Source organism: Pseudomonas sp. F3-2 (assembly GCF_038804275.1).
Taxonomy (GTDB): Bacteria; Pseudomonadota; Gammaproteobacteria; order Pseudomonadales; family Pseudomonadaceae; genus Aquipseudomonas.
Map to the genome: position 1 here is coordinate 557,898 of NZ_CP152388.1, position 17,941 is coordinate 575,838.

At 54.7% G+C, this 17,941-nt stretch carries 31 protein-coding genes; all 31 read left to right on the forward strand.

Features of this window, described 5'->3' with window-relative positions; genetic code table 11:
• The first annotated feature begins 6 nt into the window (after positions 1–6).
• The 31 genes from fusA to bfr all read left to right on the forward strand — a co-directional run bounded on the left by fusA (position 7) and on the right by bfr (position 17,932).
• Positions 7–2,136 carry an elongation factor G gene (fusA, locus tag AAGQ88_RS02485; RefSeq protein ID WP_093468865.1) on the forward strand — a complete coding sequence of 710 codons (2,130 nt, stop codon included), beginning with the start codon at positions 7–9 and terminating at the stop codon, positions 2,134–2,136.
• 31 nt (positions 2,137–2,167) lie between these two features.
• Complete coding sequence (tuf, locus tag AAGQ88_RS02490; RefSeq protein WP_093468868.1) at positions 2,168–3,361, forward strand: elongation factor Tu; 1,194 nt, start codon at positions 2,168–2,170, stop codon at positions 3,359–3,361.
• A gap of 138 nt (positions 3,362–3,499) precedes the next feature.
• Complete coding sequence (rpsJ, locus tag AAGQ88_RS02495) at positions 3,500–3,811, forward strand: 30S ribosomal protein S10 (protein WP_003186070.1); 312 nt, start codon at positions 3,500–3,502, stop codon at positions 3,809–3,811.
• Between the two features lie 81 nt (positions 3,812–3,892).
• Positions 3,893–4,528, forward strand: coding sequence for a 50S ribosomal protein L3 (gene rplC, locus AAGQ88_RS02500; RefSeq protein ID WP_093468871.1), 636 nt, complete (start codon positions 3,893–3,895; stop codon positions 4,526–4,528).
• A 12-nt stretch (positions 4,529–4,540) separates the two neighbouring features.
• Positions 4,541–5,143, forward strand: a complete 603-nt coding sequence (gene rplD / locus AAGQ88_RS02505; RefSeq protein ID WP_093468874.1) for a 50S ribosomal protein L4 — start codon at positions 4,541–4,543, stop codon at positions 5,141–5,143.
• A complete protein-coding gene (gene rplW, locus AAGQ88_RS02510; RefSeq protein WP_008374165.1) occupies positions 5,140–5,439 on the forward strand; it encodes a 50S ribosomal protein L23 in 300 nt (99 codons plus the stop codon). The genes rplD and rplW overlap by 4 nt, the downstream gene beginning before the upstream one ends.
• A 14-nt stretch (positions 5,440–5,453) precedes the next feature.
• A complete protein-coding gene (rplB, locus tag AAGQ88_RS02515) occupies positions 5,454–6,278 on the forward strand; it encodes a 50S ribosomal protein L2 (RefSeq protein ID WP_062384485.1) in 825 nt (274 codons plus the stop codon).
• Between the two features lie 16 nt (positions 6,279–6,294).
• Positions 6,295–6,570, forward strand: coding sequence for a 30S ribosomal protein S19 (gene rpsS / locus AAGQ88_RS02520; protein WP_002555486.1), 276 nt, complete (start codon positions 6,295–6,297; stop codon positions 6,568–6,570).
• A 13-nt stretch (positions 6,571–6,583) separates the two neighbouring features.
• Entirely contained in the window at positions 6,584–6,916 is a 333-nt protein-coding gene (gene rplV / locus AAGQ88_RS02525) for a 50S ribosomal protein L22 (RefSeq protein ID WP_003103908.1), read from the forward strand.
• A gap of 13 nt (positions 6,917–6,929) precedes the next feature.
• Positions 6,930–7,616, forward strand: coding sequence for a 30S ribosomal protein S3 (rpsC, locus tag AAGQ88_RS02530; RefSeq protein WP_003176422.1), 687 nt, complete (start codon positions 6,930–6,932; stop codon positions 7,614–7,616).
• Positions 7,617–7,628: 12 nt separating this feature from the next.
• Positions 7,629–8,042, forward strand: coding sequence for a 50S ribosomal protein L16 (rplP, locus tag AAGQ88_RS02535; RefSeq protein ID WP_003228729.1), 414 nt, complete (start codon positions 7,629–7,631; stop codon positions 8,040–8,042).
• Entirely contained in the window at positions 8,042–8,233 is a 192-nt protein-coding gene (gene rpmC / locus AAGQ88_RS02540) for a 50S ribosomal protein L29 (RefSeq protein ID WP_002555481.1), read from the forward strand. Before rplP ends, rpmC begins: the two co-directional genes overlap by 1 nt.
• A gap of 2 nt (positions 8,234–8,235) precedes the next feature.
• Positions 8,236–8,502, forward strand: coding sequence for a 30S ribosomal protein S17 (gene rpsQ / locus AAGQ88_RS02545; protein WP_003194644.1), 267 nt, complete (start codon positions 8,236–8,238; stop codon positions 8,500–8,502).
• 23 nt (positions 8,503–8,525) lie between these two features.
• Positions 8,526–8,894: a 50S ribosomal protein L14 gene (rplN, locus tag AAGQ88_RS02550; protein ID WP_002555479.1), complete on the forward strand. Its 369-nt coding sequence runs from the start codon at positions 8,526–8,528 to the stop codon at positions 8,892–8,894.
• Positions 8,895–8,905: 11 nt separating this feature from the next.
• Entirely contained in the window at positions 8,906–9,220 is a 315-nt protein-coding gene (gene rplX, locus AAGQ88_RS02555) for a 50S ribosomal protein L24 (RefSeq protein WP_002555478.1), read from the forward strand.
• Between the two features lie 20 nt (positions 9,221–9,240).
• On the forward strand, positions 9,241–9,780 hold the full coding sequence (gene rplE / locus AAGQ88_RS02560) for a 50S ribosomal protein L5 (RefSeq protein WP_093468877.1): 540 nt from the start codon (positions 9,241–9,243) through the stop codon (positions 9,778–9,780).
• A 13-nt stretch (positions 9,781–9,793) separates the two neighbouring features.
• Positions 9,794–10,099 (forward strand): 30S ribosomal protein S14, encoded by a 306-nt coding sequence (rpsN, locus tag AAGQ88_RS02565; protein ID WP_003186042.1) that lies wholly within the window; start codon positions 9,794–9,796, stop codon positions 10,097–10,099.
• 213 nt (positions 10,100–10,312) lie between these two features.
• Positions 10,313–10,705: a 30S ribosomal protein S8 gene (gene rpsH, locus AAGQ88_RS02570; protein WP_020290698.1), complete on the forward strand. Its 393-nt coding sequence runs from the start codon at positions 10,313–10,315 to the stop codon at positions 10,703–10,705.
• 13 nt (positions 10,706–10,718) lie between these two features.
• Positions 10,719–11,252: a 50S ribosomal protein L6 gene (gene rplF / locus AAGQ88_RS02575; protein ID WP_093468880.1), complete on the forward strand. Its 534-nt coding sequence runs from the start codon at positions 10,719–10,721 to the stop codon at positions 11,250–11,252.
• Positions 11,253–11,262: 10 nt separating this feature from the next.
• The gene (rplR, locus tag AAGQ88_RS02580) at positions 11,263–11,613 is read left to right on the forward strand and encodes a 50S ribosomal protein L18 (RefSeq protein ID WP_037017727.1); all 351 of its coding nucleotides are present in this window, start codon (positions 11,263–11,265) and stop codon (positions 11,611–11,613) included.
• Between the two features lie 3 nt (positions 11,614–11,616).
• Positions 11,617–12,117 (forward strand): 30S ribosomal protein S5, encoded by a 501-nt coding sequence (gene rpsE, locus AAGQ88_RS02585; protein ID WP_093468883.1) that lies wholly within the window; start codon positions 11,617–11,619, stop codon positions 12,115–12,117.
• A 2-nt stretch (positions 12,118–12,119) separates the two neighbouring features.
• Positions 12,120–12,296 (forward strand): 50S ribosomal protein L30, encoded by a 177-nt coding sequence (gene rpmD, locus AAGQ88_RS02590; protein WP_093468886.1) that lies wholly within the window; start codon positions 12,120–12,122, stop codon positions 12,294–12,296.
• 3 nt (positions 12,297–12,299) lie between these two features.
• A complete protein-coding gene (gene rplO / locus AAGQ88_RS02595; protein ID WP_037017733.1) occupies positions 12,300–12,731 on the forward strand; it encodes a 50S ribosomal protein L15 in 432 nt (143 codons plus the stop codon).
• Complete coding sequence (secY, locus tag AAGQ88_RS02600; protein WP_062384496.1) at positions 12,732–14,063, forward strand: preprotein translocase subunit SecY; 1,332 nt, start codon at positions 12,732–12,734, stop codon at positions 14,061–14,063.
• Positions 14,064–14,091: 28 nt separating this feature from the next.
• Positions 14,092–14,208, forward strand: a complete 117-nt coding sequence (gene rpmJ, locus AAGQ88_RS02605) for a 50S ribosomal protein L36 (RefSeq protein WP_002555468.1) — start codon at positions 14,092–14,094, stop codon at positions 14,206–14,208.
• A 131-nt stretch (positions 14,209–14,339) separates the two neighbouring features.
• Positions 14,340–14,696, forward strand: coding sequence for a 30S ribosomal protein S13 (gene rpsM / locus AAGQ88_RS02610; protein WP_004883692.1), 357 nt, complete (start codon positions 14,340–14,342; stop codon positions 14,694–14,696).
• A 30-nt stretch (positions 14,697–14,726) separates the two neighbouring features.
• Entirely contained in the window at positions 14,727–15,116 is a 390-nt protein-coding gene (rpsK, locus tag AAGQ88_RS02615) for a 30S ribosomal protein S11 (protein ID WP_002555466.1), read from the forward strand.
• Between the two features lie 18 nt (positions 15,117–15,134).
• A complete protein-coding gene (rpsD, locus tag AAGQ88_RS02620) occupies positions 15,135–15,755 on the forward strand; it encodes a 30S ribosomal protein S4 (protein ID WP_037017742.1) in 621 nt (206 codons plus the stop codon).
• A gap of 22 nt (positions 15,756–15,777) precedes the next feature.
• Positions 15,778–16,779 carry a DNA-directed RNA polymerase subunit alpha gene (rpoA, locus tag AAGQ88_RS02625; RefSeq protein WP_007970428.1) on the forward strand — a complete coding sequence of 334 codons (1,002 nt, stop codon included), beginning with the start codon at positions 15,778–15,780 and terminating at the stop codon, positions 16,777–16,779.
• 42 nt (positions 16,780–16,821) lie between these two features.
• On the forward strand, positions 16,822–17,208 hold the full coding sequence (gene rplQ / locus AAGQ88_RS02630) for a 50S ribosomal protein L17 (RefSeq protein WP_002555463.1): 387 nt from the start codon (positions 16,822–16,824) through the stop codon (positions 17,206–17,208).
• Positions 17,209–17,467: 259 nt separating this feature from the next.
• Positions 17,468–17,932 (forward strand): bacterioferritin, encoded by a 465-nt coding sequence (gene bfr, locus AAGQ88_RS02635; RefSeq protein ID WP_108240395.1) that lies wholly within the window; start codon positions 17,468–17,470, stop codon positions 17,930–17,932.
• The last annotated feature ends 9 nt before the right edge of the window (positions 17,933–17,941 follow it).

Genomic DNA, 17,941 nt, shown 5'->3' on the forward strand with positions numbered 1-17,941 from the left:
GGCTTTATGGCTCGTACTACTCCGATTAACCGCTACCGTAACATCGGTATCGTTGCTCACGTGGATGCTGGTAAAACCACCACCACCGAGCGCGTCCTTTTTTACACTGGCGTAAACCACAAAATGGGCGAGGTGCATGATGGCGCCGCGACCATGGACTGGATGGTTCAGGAGCAGGAGCGTGGTATTACCATTACTTCTGCTGCGACCACTGCTTTCTGGCAGGGCTCTGTCAAACAGCATAAAGACCGTTATCGCTTCAACATCATCGATACACCGGGCCACGTTGACTTCACCATCGAAGTAGAGCGCTCGCTGCGCGTACTCGACGGCGCCGTCGTTGTGTTCTGTGGTACCTCGGGTGTTGAGCCTCAGTCGGAAACCGTATGGCGCCAAGCCAACAAATACGGTGTTCCACGTCTTGTTTACGTCAACAAGATGGACCGTGCTGGTGCGAACTTCCTGCGCGTCGTAGGTCAGATCAAACAGCGTCTGGGTCACACTCCAGTGCCTATTCAGCTGGCTATCGGCTCGGAAGACAACTTCCAGGGCCAGATCGACCTGATGACCATGGAAGCGGTTTACTGGGACGACGCTGACAAGGGCATGACCCCTCGTCGCGAAGCAATCCCTGCCGAGCTGCAAGAGCTGGCTGCCGAGTGGCGCAGCAACATGGTCGAGGCTGCTGCCGAAGCCAACGAAGAGCTGATGAACAAGTACCTGGAAGGTGAAGAGCTGTCGATCGAAGAGATCAAGGCTGCTCTGCGTCAGCGTACTATCGCCGGCGAAATCGTTCTGGCTGTCTGCGGTTCCTCGTTCAAGAACAAGGGTGTTCCCCTGGTTCTCGACGCCGTTGTTGATTACCTGCCAGCTCCGGTCGAAATTCCTGCGATCAAGGGTATCAACCCTGATGACAAGGAACTCGACAAGGACGATCCGGCTGTTCGTCATGACGAGCGTCATGCCGACGACAACGAGCCGTTCTCGGCTCTGGCGTTCAAGATCGCGACCGACCCGTTCGTGGGTTCGATCACGTTCGTTCGCGTTTACTCGGGTGCTCTGAATTCCGGTGACTCGGTTCTGAACTCGGTGAAAGGCAAGAAAGAGCGTGTGGGCCGTATGGTTCAGATGCATGCCAACACCCGTGAAGAAATCAAGGAAGTACTGGCGGGTGACATCGCTGCCCTGATCGGCATGAAAGATGTAACCACCGGTGAAACCCTGTGTGCCCTGGATAAGCCAATTATCCTTGAGCGTATGGACTTCCCTGAGCCGGTTATTTCGGTTGCTGTTGAGCCGAAGACCAAAGATGACCAGGAAAAAATGGGTATCGCTCTGAGCAAGCTGGCTCAGGAAGACCCGTCTTTCCGCGTCAAGACTGATGAAGAGACTGGTCAGACGATCATCTCTGGCATGGGCGAATTGCACCTGGACATCCTGGTTGACCGGATGCGCCGTGAGTTCAACGTCGAAGCCAACATCGGTAAACCGCAGGTTTCTTACCGTGAGAAGATCACCAAGAACTGCGAGATCGAAGGCAAGTTCGTTCGTCAGTCCGGCGGTCGTGGTCAGTTCGGCCATTGCTGGATCCGTTTTGCTCCTGCTGATGAAGGTCAGGAAGGTCTGCAATTCGTGAACGAAGTGGTTGGTGGTGTTGTTCCTAAGGAATACATCCCTGCCATTCAGAAAGGCATTGAAGAGCAGATGAAGAACGGTGTTGTTGCCGGCTATCCGCTCATCGGCCTGAAGGCTACCGTCTTTGACGGTTCTTACCACGACGTCGACTCCAACGAGATGGCGTTCAAGGTGGCTGCCTCCATGGCGACCAAGCAACTGGCCCAGAAGGGCGGTGGTGTGGTGCTTGAGCCGATCATGAAGGTAGAAGTTGTAACACCTGAGGACTACATGGGTGACGTGATGGGTGACCTGAACCGTCGTCGCGGCATGATCCAGGGTATGGAAGATACGGTTTCCGGCAAGGTTATCCGCGCCGAGGTTCCGTTGGGTGAGATGTTCGGTTATGCAACCGACGTTCGTTCCATGTCTCAGGGTCGCGCCAGCTACTCTATGGAATTCTCCAAATACTCCGAAGCTCCGTCGAACATCGTCGAAGCTCTCGTTAAAAAACAAGGCTGATTCAGCCCCTTTAGGCTAGGAGTTCACTGTCGTGGCTAAAGAAAAATTTGAACGTAACAAACCGCACGTCAACGTTGGCACCATTGGTCACGTTGACCACGGTAAAACCACTCTGACCGCTGCTCTGACTCGCGTCTGCTCCGAAGTTTTCGGTTCGGCTAAAGTCGACTTCGACAAAATCGACAGCGCGCCAGAAGAAAAGGCTCGTGGTATCACCATCAACACCGCTCACGTTGAGTACGATTCGTCCGTACGTCACTACGCGCACGTTGACTGCCCAGGCCACGCCGACTACGTCAAAAACATGATCACCGGTGCTGCCCAGATGGACGGCGCGATCCTGGTTTGCTCGGCCGCTGATGGTCCGATGCCACAAACCCGTGAGCACATCCTGCTGTCCCGTCAGGTTGGCGTTCCGTACATCGTTGTCTTCCTGAACAAGGCTGACATGGTTGACGACGCTGAGCTGCTGGAACTGGTCGAGATGGAAGTTCGTGACCTGCTGAGCACCTACGAGTTCCCAGGCGACGACACCCCGATCATCATCGGTTCTGCTCTGATGGCTCTGAACGGCCAAGACGACAACGAAATGGGTACCTCGGCCGTTAAGAAACTGGTTGAGACTCTGGACAGCTACATCCCAGAACCAGTTCGTGCTATCGACAAGCCGTTCCTGATGCCAATCGAAGACGTGTTCTCGATCTCCGGTCGCGGTACCGTTGTTACCGGTCGTGTTGAGCGTGGCATCATCAAGATCCAGGAAGAAGTTGAGATCGTGGGTCTGCGTGACACCACTAAAACTACTTGCACTGGCGTTGAGATGTTCCGCAAGCTGCTGGACGAAGGCCGTGCTGGCGAGAACTGCGGCGTTCTGCTGCGTGGTACCAAGCGTGACGACGTTGAGCGTGGTCAGGTTCTGGTTAAGCCAGGTACCGTTAAGCCTCACACTCAGTTCGAAGCTGAAATCTACGTTCTGAGCAAGGAAGAAGGCGGTCGTCACACTCCGTTCTTCAAAGGCTACCGTCCACAGTTCTACTTCCGTACTACCGACGTAACTGGTAGCTGCGAACTGCCGGAAGGCACCGAAATGGTTATGCCAGGTGACAACGTTAAAGTTTCCGTCACTCTGATCAAGCCAATCGCAATGGAAGACGGTCTGCGTTTCGCTATCCGTGAAGGCGGTCGTACCGTCGGCGCTGGCGTCGTAGCCAAAATCATCGCCTAAGCGTTGATTTAAGAAAAAGCCCCCGCTTGCGGGGGCTTTTTTATTGGGTTGACACTCTGTTAGCTCGTCTATAGAATTGCGCCTCCTTTTAACGGGCGTATTGCGCTCGGTGGGAAGTAGCCTGGAGTCTGAAATCCAATGCAAAATCAGCAAATCCGTATCAGGTTGAAGGCTTTCGACCATCGCCTGATCGACCAATCCACCCAGGAAATCGTGGAAACCGCGAAACGTACTGGTGCTCAAGTGCGTGGTCCAATTCCACTGCCTACCCGTAAAGAGCGGTTCACCGTTCTGGTTTCTCCGCACGTCAACAAAGACGCGCGCGACCAGTACGAGATCCGCACTCATAAGCGCGTTCTGGACATCGTCCAGCCAACGGATAAAACCGTTGATGCACTTATGAAGCTTGATCTTGCGGCAGGTGTGGAAGTGCAGATCAGCCTCGGCTAAGACTTGGGTCTTGGTCGTGTAACGCTCTGAAATGGGCGGCCATAGCGGGTGAAAGCCCCGTACACTCATGAGGTTTACAACATGACTATTGGTGTAGTCGGTCGAAAAGCGGGCATGACCCGTATTTTCACCGAAGAAGGTGTCTCCATTCCGGTCACGGTCATTGAGATCGAGCCGAATCGCGTCACCCAGTTCAAAACCGAAGAAAGCGATGGCTATCGTGCAGTGCAAGTCACTGTCGGTGAGCGTCGTGCTTCGCGCGTGACTGCAGCTCAAGCAGGTCACTTCGCTAAAGCGAACGTTGCCGCTGGTCGTACTGTTCTGGAATTCCGTCTTGAAGAAGGCGAGTACCAGGCCGGCGATCTGATCAATGCAGAAATCTTCGCAGCTGGCCAGCTGGTAGATGTTACCGGTCAGTCGAAAGGTAAAGGCTTCGCCGGTACCATCAAGCGTTGGAATTTCCGCGGTCAGGACAACACCCACGGTAACTCCGTATCCCACCGCGTCCCAGGCTCTATCGGCCAGTGCCAGACTCCTGGTCGTGTATTCAAGGGCAAAAAAATGTCCGGTCATATGGGCGCTGAGCGCGTGACCGTGCAGTCCCTGGAAGTAGTGCGCGTGGACGCTGAACGCAATCTGTTGTTGGTCAAGGGTGCTGTTCCTGGCGCTACTGGCGGCAACGTGGTTGTACGTCCAGCAGCCAAGGCTCGCGGTTAAGGGGAAGCTGACATGCAATTAAATGTAAATGACGCTCAAGCGATCGAAGTTTCCGAACTGACATTTGGCGGCGAGTTCAACGAGACGCTGGTTCACCAAGCAGTCGTGGCCTACATGGCTGGCGGCCGTCAAGGTAGCAAGCAGCAAAAGACCCGTTCCGACGTTTCCGGTGGCGGCAAGCGCCCATGGCGTCAGAAGGGTACTGGCCGTGCTCGTGCCGGTACTATCCGTAGCCCAATCTGGCGTGGCGGCGGTACCACTTTCGCAGCACGTCCTCAGGACCACTCTCAGAAGCTCAACAAGAAGATGTACCGCGCAGCACTGCGCTCCATTCTCGCTGAGCTGGTTCGTACTGATCGTCTGGTCGTGGTTCAGGATTTCGCCGTTGAATCGCCGAAAACCAAAGACCTGCTGGGCAAACTGAACAACATGAGCCTGACCGACGTTCTGATCGTGTCGGACGCTGTTGATCAGAACCTGTACCTGGCTGCTCGTAACCTGCCGCACGTTGATGTGCGTGACGTACAAGGTTCCGATCCAGTTAGTCTGATCGCATACGACAAAGTGTTGATCACTGTGTCGGCCGTGAAGAAATTCGAGGAGCTGCTGGGATGAACCAGGAACGCGTATTTAAAGTTCTGCTTGGCCCGCACGTTTCCGAGAAGGCTACGGTTCTGGCAGACAAAAAAGGTCAGTTCGTTTTCAAGGTTGCTACTGATGCAACCAAGCTGGAAATCAAGAAGGCCGTCGAAAGCCTGTTCAGCGTGAAAGTAGAGCGCGTGACTACCCTGAATGTTCTGGGTAAAACCAAGCGCACTGCTCGCGGTCTGGGCAAGCGTAATGACTGGAAGAAGGCAGTTATCTCCCTTCAGCCAGGCCAAGATCTCGATTTCAGCAGCAGTGCTGAGTAAGGAAGGGGTGCATCATGGCAATCGTTAAATGCAAACCGACTTCCCCTGGCCGCCGTTTTGTGGTCAAGGTGGTCAACCAGGAGCTGCACAAAGGCGCTCCTCACGCACCGCTGCTCGAGAAAAAATCGAAGTCTGGTGGTCGTAACAACAATGGCCGTATCACTACTCGTCACGTTGGTGGTGGTCATAAGCAGCATTATCGTCTGGTCGACTTCCGTCGCAACGACAAAGATGGCATCGCTGCCACTGTCGAGCGCATTGAATACGATCCAAACCGTACTGCTCACATCGCACTGCTGCTGTACGCAGACGGCGAACGTCGTTACATCATCGCGCCGAAGGGCGTGAGTGCTGGCGACCAGCTGATCGCAGGCGCACTGGCTCCAATCAAGCCAGGTAATGCTCTGCAGCTGCGCAACATCCCAGTGGGTTCTACCGTTCACGGTATCGAGCTGAAGCCTGGTAAAGGTGCACAGATCGCTCGTTCCGCTGGTGCTTCGGCTCAGTTGATCGCTCGTGAAGGTGTCTACGTGACCCTGCGTCTTCGCTCCGGTGAAATGCGTAAAGTCCTGTCCGAATGCCGTGCAACTCTGGGTGAAGTTTCCAACTCCGAGCACAGCCTGCGTTCGCTGGGTAAAGCTGGTGCCAAGCGCTGGCGTGGCGTTCGCCCAACCGTTCGTGGTGTTGCCATGAACCCGGTTGACCACCCACATGGTGGTGGTGAAGGTCGTACCTCTGGTGGTCGTCATCCGGTATCGCCGTGGGGCTTCCCGACTAAGGGCGCGAAGACTCGTGGTAATAAGCGTACCGACAAAATGATCGTCCGTCGTCGCAAGTAAATAGAGGGATACGACAGTGCCACGTTCTCTGAAAAAAGGTCCTTTTATTGATCTTCACCTACTGAAGAAGATCGAAGTGGCGGCGGAAAAGAACGATCGCAAACCAGTTAAAACCTGGTCGCGTCGTTCGATGATCCTGCCACAAATGGTCGGTCTGACCATTGCTGTGCATAACGGTCGTCAGCATGTTCCTGTTCTCGTGAACGAAGACATGGTCGGCCACAAACTGGGCGAGTTTGCCGGTACCCGCACTTATCGTGGGCACGTGGCAGACAAGAAAGCCAAGCGTTAAGGGGTAAGGAACGATGGAAGTAGCCGCTAAGTTGTCGGGCGCTCGAATCTCCGCCCAGAAAGCCCGCTTGGTCGCCGACCAGATCCGCGGGAAGAAGGTGGGCGAAGCGCTCAACCTGTTGGCTTTCAGCAGTAAGAAAGCCGCCGAGATCATGAAAAAAGTGCTGGAGTCGGCCGTAGCCAACGCCGAGCATAACGAAGGCGCAGACGTTGATGACCTGAAGGTCTCCACCGTTTTCGTCAACGAAGGGCGTTCGCTGAAGCGCATCATGCCACGTGCCAAAGGCCGTGCTGATCGCATCGTCAAGCGGTCTTGCCATATCACTGTCAAGGTTGCTGACAAGTAACGGAGTCGAAGAGATGGGTCAGAAAGTACATCCCATTGGCATTCGCCTGGGAATCGTCAAGGAGCACACCTCCGTCTGGTACGCAGACGGTCGGACTTATGCGGACTACTTGTTCGCTGATCTGAAGGTGCGTGAGTATCTCCAAGACAAACTAAAAAGCGCGTCCGTAAGCCGTATCGATATCCATCGTCCGGCTCAGACTGCACGTATCACCATCCACACCGCTCGTCCCGGCATCGTGATCGGCAAGAAAGGTGAAGATGTTGAGAAACTGCGTCAGGACCTGACCAAGCAAATGGGTGTGCCTGTGCACATCAATATCGAAGAGATCCGCAAGCCGGAACTCGACGGTATGCTGGTTGCGCAGAGCGTAGCTCAGCAGCTGGAGCGTCGCGTAATGTTCCGTCGCGCTATGAAGCGCGCAGTACAGAACGCCATGCGCATTGGTGCCAAAGGCATCAAAATCCAAGTGAGCGGTCGTCTCGGCGGTGCTGAAATCGCACGTACTGAATGGTATCGCGAAGGTCGTGTGCCACTGCACACCCTGCGTGCCGACATCGACTATGCCAACTACGAAGCTCACACCACTTACGGTGTGATCGGTGTAAAGGTTTGGATCTTCAAAGGCGAAGTAATTGGTGGTCGCCAGGAAGAGCTGAAACCGCAAGCACCAGCGCCTCGTAAAAAAGCTGCTAAGTAAGGGGTACGCCAAATGTTGCAACCAAAGCGTACGAAGTTCCGCAAGCAGATGACCGGCCACAACCGTGGTCTGGCACTGCGCGGTAGCAAAGTCAGCTTCGGCGAGTTCGCGCTGAAGTCTGTAGCTCGTGGTCGTCTCACCGCTCGTCAGATCGAGTCAGCGCGTCGTGCTCTGACCCGTCACGTAAAACGTGGTGGCAAGATCTGGATCCGTGTATTCCCGGACAAGCCTATCTCCAAAAAGCCCCTCGAAGTTCGTATGGGTAAAGGTAAGGGTAACGTCGAATACTGGGTTGCCCAGATTCAGCCAGGCAAAGTCCTGTATGAAATCGAGGGTGTTTCCGAAGAGTTGGCGCGTGAGGCTTTCGCCCTGGCTGCTGCAAAGCTGCCGCTCGCCACCTCCTTTGTTAAGCGGACGGTGATGTGATGAAAGCGAATGAACTTCGTGAAAAATCAGCACAGCAACTGAACGAGCAACTGCTCGGCTTGCTGCGCGACCAGTTCAATCTGCGCATGCAGAAGGCAACTGGCCAGTTGGGGCAGTCTCACCTGCTCTCGCAAGTTAAGCGTGACATCGCTCGCGTGAAGACTGTGCTCAACCAGCAGGCAGGTAAGTAATCATGGCTGAAGCCGAAAAAACCGTCCGTACGCTGACTGGCCGTGTTGTCAGCGACAAGATGGACAAGACCATCACCGTTCTGATTGAGCGTCGCGTCAAGCACCCGATCTACGGTAAATACGTTAAGCGTTCGACTAAGCTGCACGCGCACGACGAAACCAACCAATGCCACATCGGCGACAAGGTCACTATTCGTGAAACTCGTCCGATGGCCAAGACCAAATCTTGGGCGCTGGTTGATGTTCTCGAACGCGCTGTGGAAGTCTAAGGGCTAGGGGTCGGAGAAATTATATGATTCAGACTCAATCCATGCTCGATGTGGCCGATAACAGCGGCGCTCGCCGCGTTATGTGCATCAAGGTGCTTGGTGGCTCTCATCGTCGTTACGCTGGTATCGGTGACATCATCAAAGTGACCGTAAAGGAAGCAATTCCGCGCGGTAAGGTGAAGAAAGGTCAAGTGATGACTGCTGTTGTAGTCCGCACTCGCCACGGTGTTCGTCGTGCAGACGGCTCCATCATCCGCTTTGACGGCAACGCTGCTGTTCTGTTGAACAACAAGCAAGAGCCGATCGGCACCCGTATCTTTGGGCCAGTGACCCGTGAACTTCGTACTGAGAAGTTCATGAAGATCGTCTCGCTCGCCCCAGAAGTGCTGTAAGGAGATCCGACATGCAAAAGATTCGTCGTGACGACGAGATCATCGTGATCGCCGGCAAAGACAAAGGTAAGCGCGGTAAGGTGCTCAAGGTTCTCGCTGACGACCGTCTGGTCGTTGGTGGGATCAACCTGGTGAAGCGTCATACCAAGCCTAACCCGATGTCGGGCGTACAGGGCGGTATCGTCGAGAAAGAAGCGCCACTGCACGCTTCCAACGTCGCCATTTTCAACGGCGCAACCAACAAGGCTGACCGCGTTGGTTTCAAAGTTGAAGACGGCAAAAAAATTCGTGTCTTCAAGTCGACCCAAAAAGCGGTTGATGCTTGAACACTGCTAGGTAGAAGACCATGGCACGACTGAAAGAGATTTACTGGAAGGAAATCGCACCCAAGCTTAAGGAAGAACTTAAGCTTGAGAACGTGATGGAAGTTCCACGCGTTACCAAGATCACCCTGAACATGGGTCTGGGCGAAGCGATCGGCGACAAGAAAGTCATCGAGCACGCTGTTGCTGACCTGGAAAAGATCACCGGCCAGAAAGTCGTTGTGACTTACGCTCGGAAATCTATCGCTGGCTTTAAAGTCCGTGAAGGTTGGCCGATCGGCGTCAAAGTGACTCTGCGCCGTGAGCGTATGTACGAGTTCCTGGATCGTCTGCTGTCGATCTCCCTGCCTCGGGTTCGCGACTTCCGCGGCCTGAATGCCAAGTCCTTCGATGGTCGTGGCAACTACAGCATGGGCGTGAAAGAGCAGATCATTTTCCCGGAAATCGACTACGACAAGATCGATGCCCTGCGCGGTCTGGACATTACCCTGACCACCACTGCTCGTACGGACGAAGAAGGTCGCGCACTGCTGCGTGCTTTCAAGTTCCCGTTCCGCAACTGATTGGAGTAGGACCATGGCCAAGAAGAGCATGAAAAACCGTGAGCTGAAGCGTCAGCTCACCGTTGCCAAGTACGCTACCAAGCGTGCTGCGCTGAAAGCGATCATCGTGGATCTGAACGCAAGTCCAGAAGCACGTTGGGAAGCGACCGTCGCACTTCAGAAGCAACCACGTGACGCAAGCGCCTCGCGCATGCGTAACCGTTGCCGTCTGACCGGTCGTCCGCACGGCGTTTACCGCAAGTTCGGCCTCGGCCGTAACATGCTGCGTCAAGCAGCAATGCGTGGCGACGTACCAGGTCTGGTTAAAGCCAGCTGGTAAGCCGTACTTCTCGCAACGCGCCGCTCGGATTCGTCGAAACCGACCGGCGTGATGCCTGAATTCGAATCAAGCCCCTTTTGGGGCTTGATTCGTTTCTGGGGTGCGTCTAGAATTGCCGGCTCGCCAGAGCCCGTGTCTTCACGTGCCCGGAATTTTTAGGCGATAGGTTGTAGCCGCAAGGCTCATTTTTTTTGTATCAGGAGCGTCTAGCCCATGAGTATGCAGGACCCGTTAGCGGACATGCTAACTCGTATCCGTAATGCCCAGATGGCTGAAAAGCCCGTCGTAAGCATGCCATCTTCCACGTTGAAGGTAGCTGTAGCCAAAGTTCTCAAGGACGAAGGTTACATTGCGGGTTATCAGATCAGCAGCGAAACCAAACCGTTGCTGTCCATCGAGCTGAAATACTTCGAAGGCCGTCCAGTCATCGAAGAAGTCAAGCGCGTTAGCCGTCCAGGCCTGCGTCAGTACAAGTCCGTTGATGATCTGCCAAAAGTTCGTGGCGGTCTCGGCGTGTCTATCGTCTCCACCAACAAAGGTGTGATGACGGATCGTGCTGCGCGCGCTGCCGGTGTCGGCGGCGAAGTGCTTTGCACTGTGTTCTAAGGGGGGGGTAAGCATGTCACGCGTAGCTAAGAACCCCGTTAAGTTGCCAGCAGGCGTCGAAGTCAAGCTCGTCGGCCAGCAGCTTTCGGTGAAGGGTGCCAAGGGCACTCTCGACCTGAACGTTCACTCGTCCGTTGAAATTGTTGAAGAGTCCGGTGAGCTGCGTTTTGCTGCTCGCAACGGCGATCAGCAGACTCGCGCAATGGCCGGTACCACTCGTGCGTTGGTAAACAACATGGTCCAGGGCGTAAGCCAAGGCTTCGAGCGCAAGCTCCAGCTGGTCGGTGTTGGTTACAAAGCGCAAGCAAAAGGCAAGGTGCTGAACCTGGCTCTTGGCTTCTCGCACCCAGTGGATTACGAACTGCCGGAAGGCATCACCGCTGAGACTCCCAACCAAACCGATATCCTGATCCGTGGTATCGACAAGCAGTTGGTTGGTCAAGTGGCCGCTGAGATCCGCGACTTCCGCCGTCCAGAGCCGTACAAAGGCAAAGGCGTGCGTTACGCGGACGAAGTCGTCCGTCGTAAAGAAGCCAAGAAGAAGTAGGGCATAGCAAATGACCGTCAAAAAAGTTACCCGACTGCGTCGCGCTCGCAAAGCACGCCTGAAAATGCACGAACTCGAAGTCGTGCGTCTCTGCGTGTACCGCTCTTCGCAGCACATTTATGCCCAGGTCATTTCGGCCGACGGCAGCAAAGTCCTGGCAAACGCCTCGACTTTGGACAAAGAACTGCGTGATGGGGCCACTGGCAACATCGACGCGGCCACTAAAGTTGGCCAGCTGATCGCTGAGCGTGCGAAAGCCGCCGGTGTATCGCAAGTGGCTTTTGATCGTTCCGGCTTCAAGTACCACGGTCGCGTCAAGGCGCTGGCTGATGCTGCTCGTGAAGGCGGGCTGGAGTTCTAAGTTATGGCAAATAACGACCAAAAACGCGACGAAGGCTACATCGAGAAGCTGGTTCAGGTTAATCGCGTAGCAAAAACCGTAAAAGGCGGCCGTATCTTCACTTTCACCGCGTTGACCGTGGTAGGTGATGGTAAGGGCCGTGTTGGCTTCGGCCGTGGCAAGTCGCGTGAAGTGCCTGCTGCGATCCAGAAGGCAATGGAAGCTGCTCGCCGCAATATGATCCAGGTTGATCTGAACGGCACCACTCTGCAGTACGCCATGAAGTCCGCTCACGGTGCTTCCAAGGTTTACATGCAGCCTGCTTCTGAAGGTACTGGCATCATCGCCGGCGGCGCAATGCGTGCTGTCCTGGAAGTTGCCGGCGTTCAGAACGTTCTGGCCAAGTGCTACGGTTCGACCAACCCTGTCAACGTTGTTCACGCAACGTTCAAGGGTCTGAAGGCCATGCAGTCTCCTGAGTCCATTGCTGCCAAGCGCGGCTTGAACGTTGAGGAGATCATCTGATCATGGCTACCGTTAAAGTCACTTTGATCAAAAGCATGACCGGCCGCATCCCTAACCACAAACTGTGCGTTAAGGGTCTGGGTCTGCGTCGCATCGGTCACACTGTAGAAGTCGCTGACACCCCGGAAAACCGTGGGATGATCAACAAGGCTTACTACATGCTGCGAGTCGAGGGTTAATCGATGAAACTCAATGATCTGAGTCCTGCGCCGGGTTCCCGTCGCGAGAAGCATCGTCCGGGCCGTGGTATCGGTAGTGGTTTGGGTAAGACCGGTGGCCGTGGCCACAAAGGTCAGACCTCCCGCTCCGGTGGCACCATTGCTCCGGGCTTCGAAGGCGGTCAACAGCCGTTGCATCGTCGTCTGCCAAAGTTCGGCTTCGTCTCTTTGAAGGCTATGGATCGTGCAGAAGTCCGCACCTCCGAGCTGGCTAAAGTTGAAGGCGTTGTAACTGTGCAGTCCCTGAAGGATGCCAACGTGATCAACCAAAACGTACAGCGTGTGAAAATCATGCTGTCCGGTGAGGTTACTCGCGCGGTCACCCTCAAAGGTATCGCAGCCACCAAAGGTGCGCGTGCGGCTATCGAAGCAGCTGGCGGCAAGTTCGAGGAATAAATGGCTAAGCAAGGTGCTCTCTCAGCGCTCAGCAAAAGCGGCGGGTTGTCCGAGCTCTGGGCTCGACTGCGATTTCTGTTCCTGGCGATTATCGTCTACCGGATCGGTGCGCATATCCCAGTTCCAGGTATCAACCCTGACCGGCTGGCGGACCTGTTTCGACAGAATGAGGGGACCATTCTTAGCTTGTTCAACATGTTTTCCGGTGGTGCGCTGGAGCGCATGAGCATCTTTGCATTGGGGATCATGCCGTACATTTCGGCATCGATCATCATGCAGCTCATGACCGCTGTCAGCCCGCAGCTGGAGCAGTTGAAGAAGGAAGGTGAGGCTGGTCGTCGCAAGATCAGCCAATACACCCGCTATGGCACCGTCGTCCTGGCCCTGGTTCAAGCTATTGGCATGTCCATTGGCTTGGCCGGTCAGGGCGTTGCTTTCTCTGCTGATATCGGCTTCCACTTCGTTGCAGTCACCACCTTCGTGGCCGGTGCGCTGTTCATGATGTGGCTGGGCGAGCAGATTACAGAGCGCGGTGTTGGTAACGGTATCTCGATGTTGATTTTTTCGGGTATCGTCGCCGGTCTTCCGAGAGCGATCGGGCAGTCTTTCGAGTCTGCGCGTCAGGGTGATATCAACATTTTCGCTTTGGTCGCCATCGGTTTGCTGGCAGTAGCGATTATCGGTTTCGTGGTGTTCATTGAGCGTGGTCAGCGTCGTATCGCTGTTCACTACGCCAAGCGTCAGCAGGGCCGCAAGGTCTTCGCTGCGCAGACCAGCCACTTGCCGTTGAAAGTGAACATGGCCGGTGTCATTCCGGCTATTTTCGCAAGCAGCATTCTGCTGTTTCCGGCTTCGTTGGGTGCCTGGTTCGGTCAGTCTGAAGGTATGGGCTGGTTGCAGGACATCTCGCAGTCGATCGCTCCTGGTCAGCCGTTGAATATTCTGCTGTTTAGTGCAGGGATTATTTTCTTCTGCTTCTTCTATACGGCGTTGATGTTCAATCCGAAAGACGTAGCGGAAAACCTGAAGAAGTCCGGTGCCTTTATTCCGGGTATCCGTCCTGGTGAGCAGTCTGCGCGTTATATTGATGGCGTGCTGACCCGTCTGACCATGTTCGGTGCTCTCTATATGATGGCCGTGTGTCTGCTGCCCCAGTTCCTGGTGGTTGCCGCAAACGTGCCGTTCTACCTTGGCGGGACCTCGTTGCTGATCGTGGTCGTGGTTGTTATGGACTTCATGTCCCAAGTGCAATCTCACCTCGTTTCGCACCAGTATGAATCCCTGATGAAGAAAGCCAACCTGAAGGGCTACGGCAGCGGCATGCTGCGCTGAAGCACCCATAAGGTTCGAGGAGTTGGTGATGAAAGTTCGTGCATCGGTGAAAAAGCTGTGCCGTAACTGCAAGATTATTCGCCGCGAAGGTGTTGTTCGAGTAATTTGCAGCGCGGAACCACGTCACAAGCAGCGCCAAGGCTGAGTGTGATCTGTGCTAAAAGCCCAGCAGCTAGTGCGCTGCTGGGTTGATTATTTGTTATTACAGCGATATTATCTCGCGCCCTATTTCTTGGCTTCCGGGGCGTAGGTAGCTGTCAATTGGAGTCCCACTGAATGGCCCGTATTGCAGGCGTTAACATTCCAGATAACAAGCATACTGTTATCTCGCTGACCTACATCTATGGTGTTGGTCGCACGACTGCACAGAAAATCTGTGCTACCACCGGGGTTAACCCGGCGGCGAAGATCAAAGATCTGAGCGACGAGCAGATTGAACAGCTGCGTGGCGAAGTCGCGAAGTTCACCACTGAAGGTGACCTGCGTCGCGAAATCAACATGAAAATCAAGCGCTTGATGGACCTCGGTTGCTATCGCGGTCTGCGTCATCGTCGCGGTCTTCCAGTACGCGGTCAGCGTACCAAGACCAACGCGCGTACCCGTAAAGGTCCGCGTAAGCCGATCCGCAAGTAATCGCCCCAGCGAATCGACAGGAATTAAATCATGGCAAAACCTGCTGCTCGTCCTCGTAAAAAAGTTAAAAAGACAGTGGTTGATGGCATCGCCCACATCCATGCTTCTTTTAACAACACCATCGTGACCATTACCGACCGTCAAGGTAACGCTCTTTCCTGGGCTACCTCCGGTGGTTCGGGTTTCCGCGGTTCCCGCAAGTCCACCCCGTTCGCTGCTCAAGTAGCTGCTGAGCGTGCTGGTCAAGCTGCGCTGGAATACGGCCTGAAAAACCTCGACGTCAATGTCAAAGGTCCAGGTCCAGGTCGTGAATCCGCTGTCCGTGCTTTGAACGGCTGTGGCTACAAGATCGCCAGCATCACCGACGTGACGCCAATCCCGCACAACGGGTGCCGTCCGCCGAAGAAGCGCCGCGTGTAATCCAGGAGATTGTAAAGAATGGCTCGTTACATTGGTCCAAAATGCAAACTCGCTCGTCGCGAAGGCACCGATCTCTTCCTGAAGAGCGGCGTGCGCGCTATCGAATCGAAGTGCAACATCGAAGCAGCACCAGGCATCCACGGTCAACGCCGCGGCCGCCAATCCGACTACGGCACCCAACTGCGTGAAAAGCAGAAAGTCCGTCGTATCTATGGCGTTCTCGAGCGTCAGTTCAGCGGTTACTACAAAGAAGCTGCCGGCAAGAAAGGCGCAACTGGCGAGAACCTGCTGCAACTGCTCGAATGCCGTCTGGACAACGTCGTATACCGTATGGGTTTCGGTTCTACTCGTGCCGAATCTCGTCAGCTGGTATCGCACAAGTCGGTTAGCGTAAACGGCAAAACCGTTAACGTTCCGTCCTACCAGGTTCGTGCTGGTGACGTGGTCGCTATTCGCGAAAAAGCGAAAAACCAACTGCGTATCGTCCAGGCTCTCGATCTGTGTGCCCAACGTGGCCGCGTAGAATGGGTAGAAGTAGACACTGAGAAAAAATCTGGCGTTTTCAAAAGCGTTCCAGCTCGCAGTGATCTGTCCGCCGACATCAACGAAAGCCTGATTGTCGAGCTCTACTCCAAGTAAGGGCTAGAAAATAGGTGCATCCATGCAGATTTCGGTAAATGAGTTCCTGACACCCCGCCACATTGATGTGCAGGTTGTCAGTCCAACCCGCGCCAAGATCACTCTCGAGCCTCTCGAGCGTGGTTTCGGCCATACCCTGGGCAACGCGCTGCGCCGCATCCTGTTGTCCTCCATGCCCGGCTGTGCAGTAGTCGAGGCCGAGATTGACGGTGTACTCCATGAGTACAGCGCCATCGAAGGTGTACAGGAAGATGTCATTGAAATCCTGTTGAACCTTAAAGGTCTGGCTATCAAGCTGCACGGTCGAGACGAAGTTACGCTGACCTTGTCGAAGAAGGGTTCGGGGGTGGTTACCGCTGCCGATATTCAGCTGGATCATGATGTCGAGATCGTTAACCCCGATCACGTAATCGCTAACCTGGCGTCTAACGGCGCCCTGAACATGAAGCTCGTTGTAGCTCGTGGTCGCGGTTATGAACCAGCAGACTCGCGTCAGAGCGACGAAGACGAAAGCCGCAGCATTGGTCGCTTGCAGCTCGACTCTTCGTTCAGCCCGGTTCGTCGTATCGCATACGTGGTGGAAAACGCCCGTGTCGAACAGCGTACTAACCTGGACAAACTGGTTATCGATCTGGAAACCAACGGTACTCTGGATCCTGAAGAGGCTATCCGTCGTGCAGCAACCATCCTGCAACAGCAGTTGGCTGCGTTCGTCGACCTCAAAGGTGACAGTGAGCCGGTAGTTGTCGAACAGGAAGACGAGATCGATCCGATCCTGCTTCGTCCGGTTGACGATTTGGAACTGACTGTACGTTCGGCCAACTGCCTTAAGGCGGAGAACATTTACTACATCGGCGACCTGATTCAGCGCACCGAAGTAGAACTGTTGAAGACTCCGAACCTGGGCAAGAAATCCTTGACCGAGATCAAGGACGTTCTGGCTTCTCGTGGTCTCTCCCTCGGCATGCGCCTCGACAACTGGCCGCCTGCAAGTCTTAAGAAGGACGACAAGGCGACTGCCTGATCGTCGTAATCACCGAACGTAGTGTTTGGTAAGGAATGAACCATGCGTCATCGTAAAAGTGGACGTCACCTGAGCCGTACCAGCTCGCACCGCAAGGCCATGTTTCAAAACATGGCGGTGTCGCTGTTCGAGCACGAGCTGATCAAAACTACCCTGCCGAAAGCCAAAGAACTGCGCCGCGTTGCCGAGCCGCTGATCACTCTGGCCAAGGAAGACAGCGTTGCTAACCGTCGTCTGGCTTTCGACCGTACTCGTTCGAAAGAAATCGTCGGCAAGCTGTTCAACGATCTGGGCAAGCGCTATGCAACCCGTCAGGGCGGCTACCTGCGTATCCTGAAGTGCGGCTTCCGCGCTGGCGACAACGCGCCTATGGCGTACGTTGAGCTCGTTGATCGTCCTGTCGGTGGTTCTGTAGAAGCCGCTGAATAAGACGTCAGTCTGTACAAAGAACCGGGCCCAGTGCCCGGTTTTTTGTTTTTTACATGGACGTATAAACGCCAACTCCCACCGTGGTTTGCGGGATTATTGCGCTAATTCTAAGTGATAAACGGAACCCTCCTCATTTACCCGTATTTTCGACACCAAATGTCAGAATTTCGGTTCTTTTCTTCACTTTTTTGCTTTTGGTGAAGTGACCTTCCGGTCATGTTGGTTCAAACTATCGCCTTTAGAGAGGAGATTCACGGCGATGCAAGGCCACCCGGATGTAATTGACTACCTCAACACGCTGCTGACCGGTGAGTTGGCTGCGCGCGACCAATATTTCATCCATTCCCGGATGTATGAGGACTGGGGTTTCAGCAAGCTCTACGAGCGTATCAATCACGAGATGGAAGAAGAGGCACAACACGCTGATGCGTTGATGCGTCGGATTCTGATGCTCGAAGGTACGCCGCGTATGCGCCCGGATGACCTGGACGTGGGCACAACCGTTCCAGAAATGCTCGCCAGCGATCTTCGCCTTGAGTACAAGGTTCGCGCAGCGTTGTGCAAAGGCATCGCGTTGTGTGAGCAGCACAAGGATTACGTCAGTCGCGACATCCTGCGCCTGCAACTGGCCGATACCGAGGAAGATCACACTTACTGGCTTGAAAAGCAGCTCGGCTTGATCAAGTCCATCGGCCTGGAAAACTATCTGCAATCGCAGTTCTGATTTCCGCAG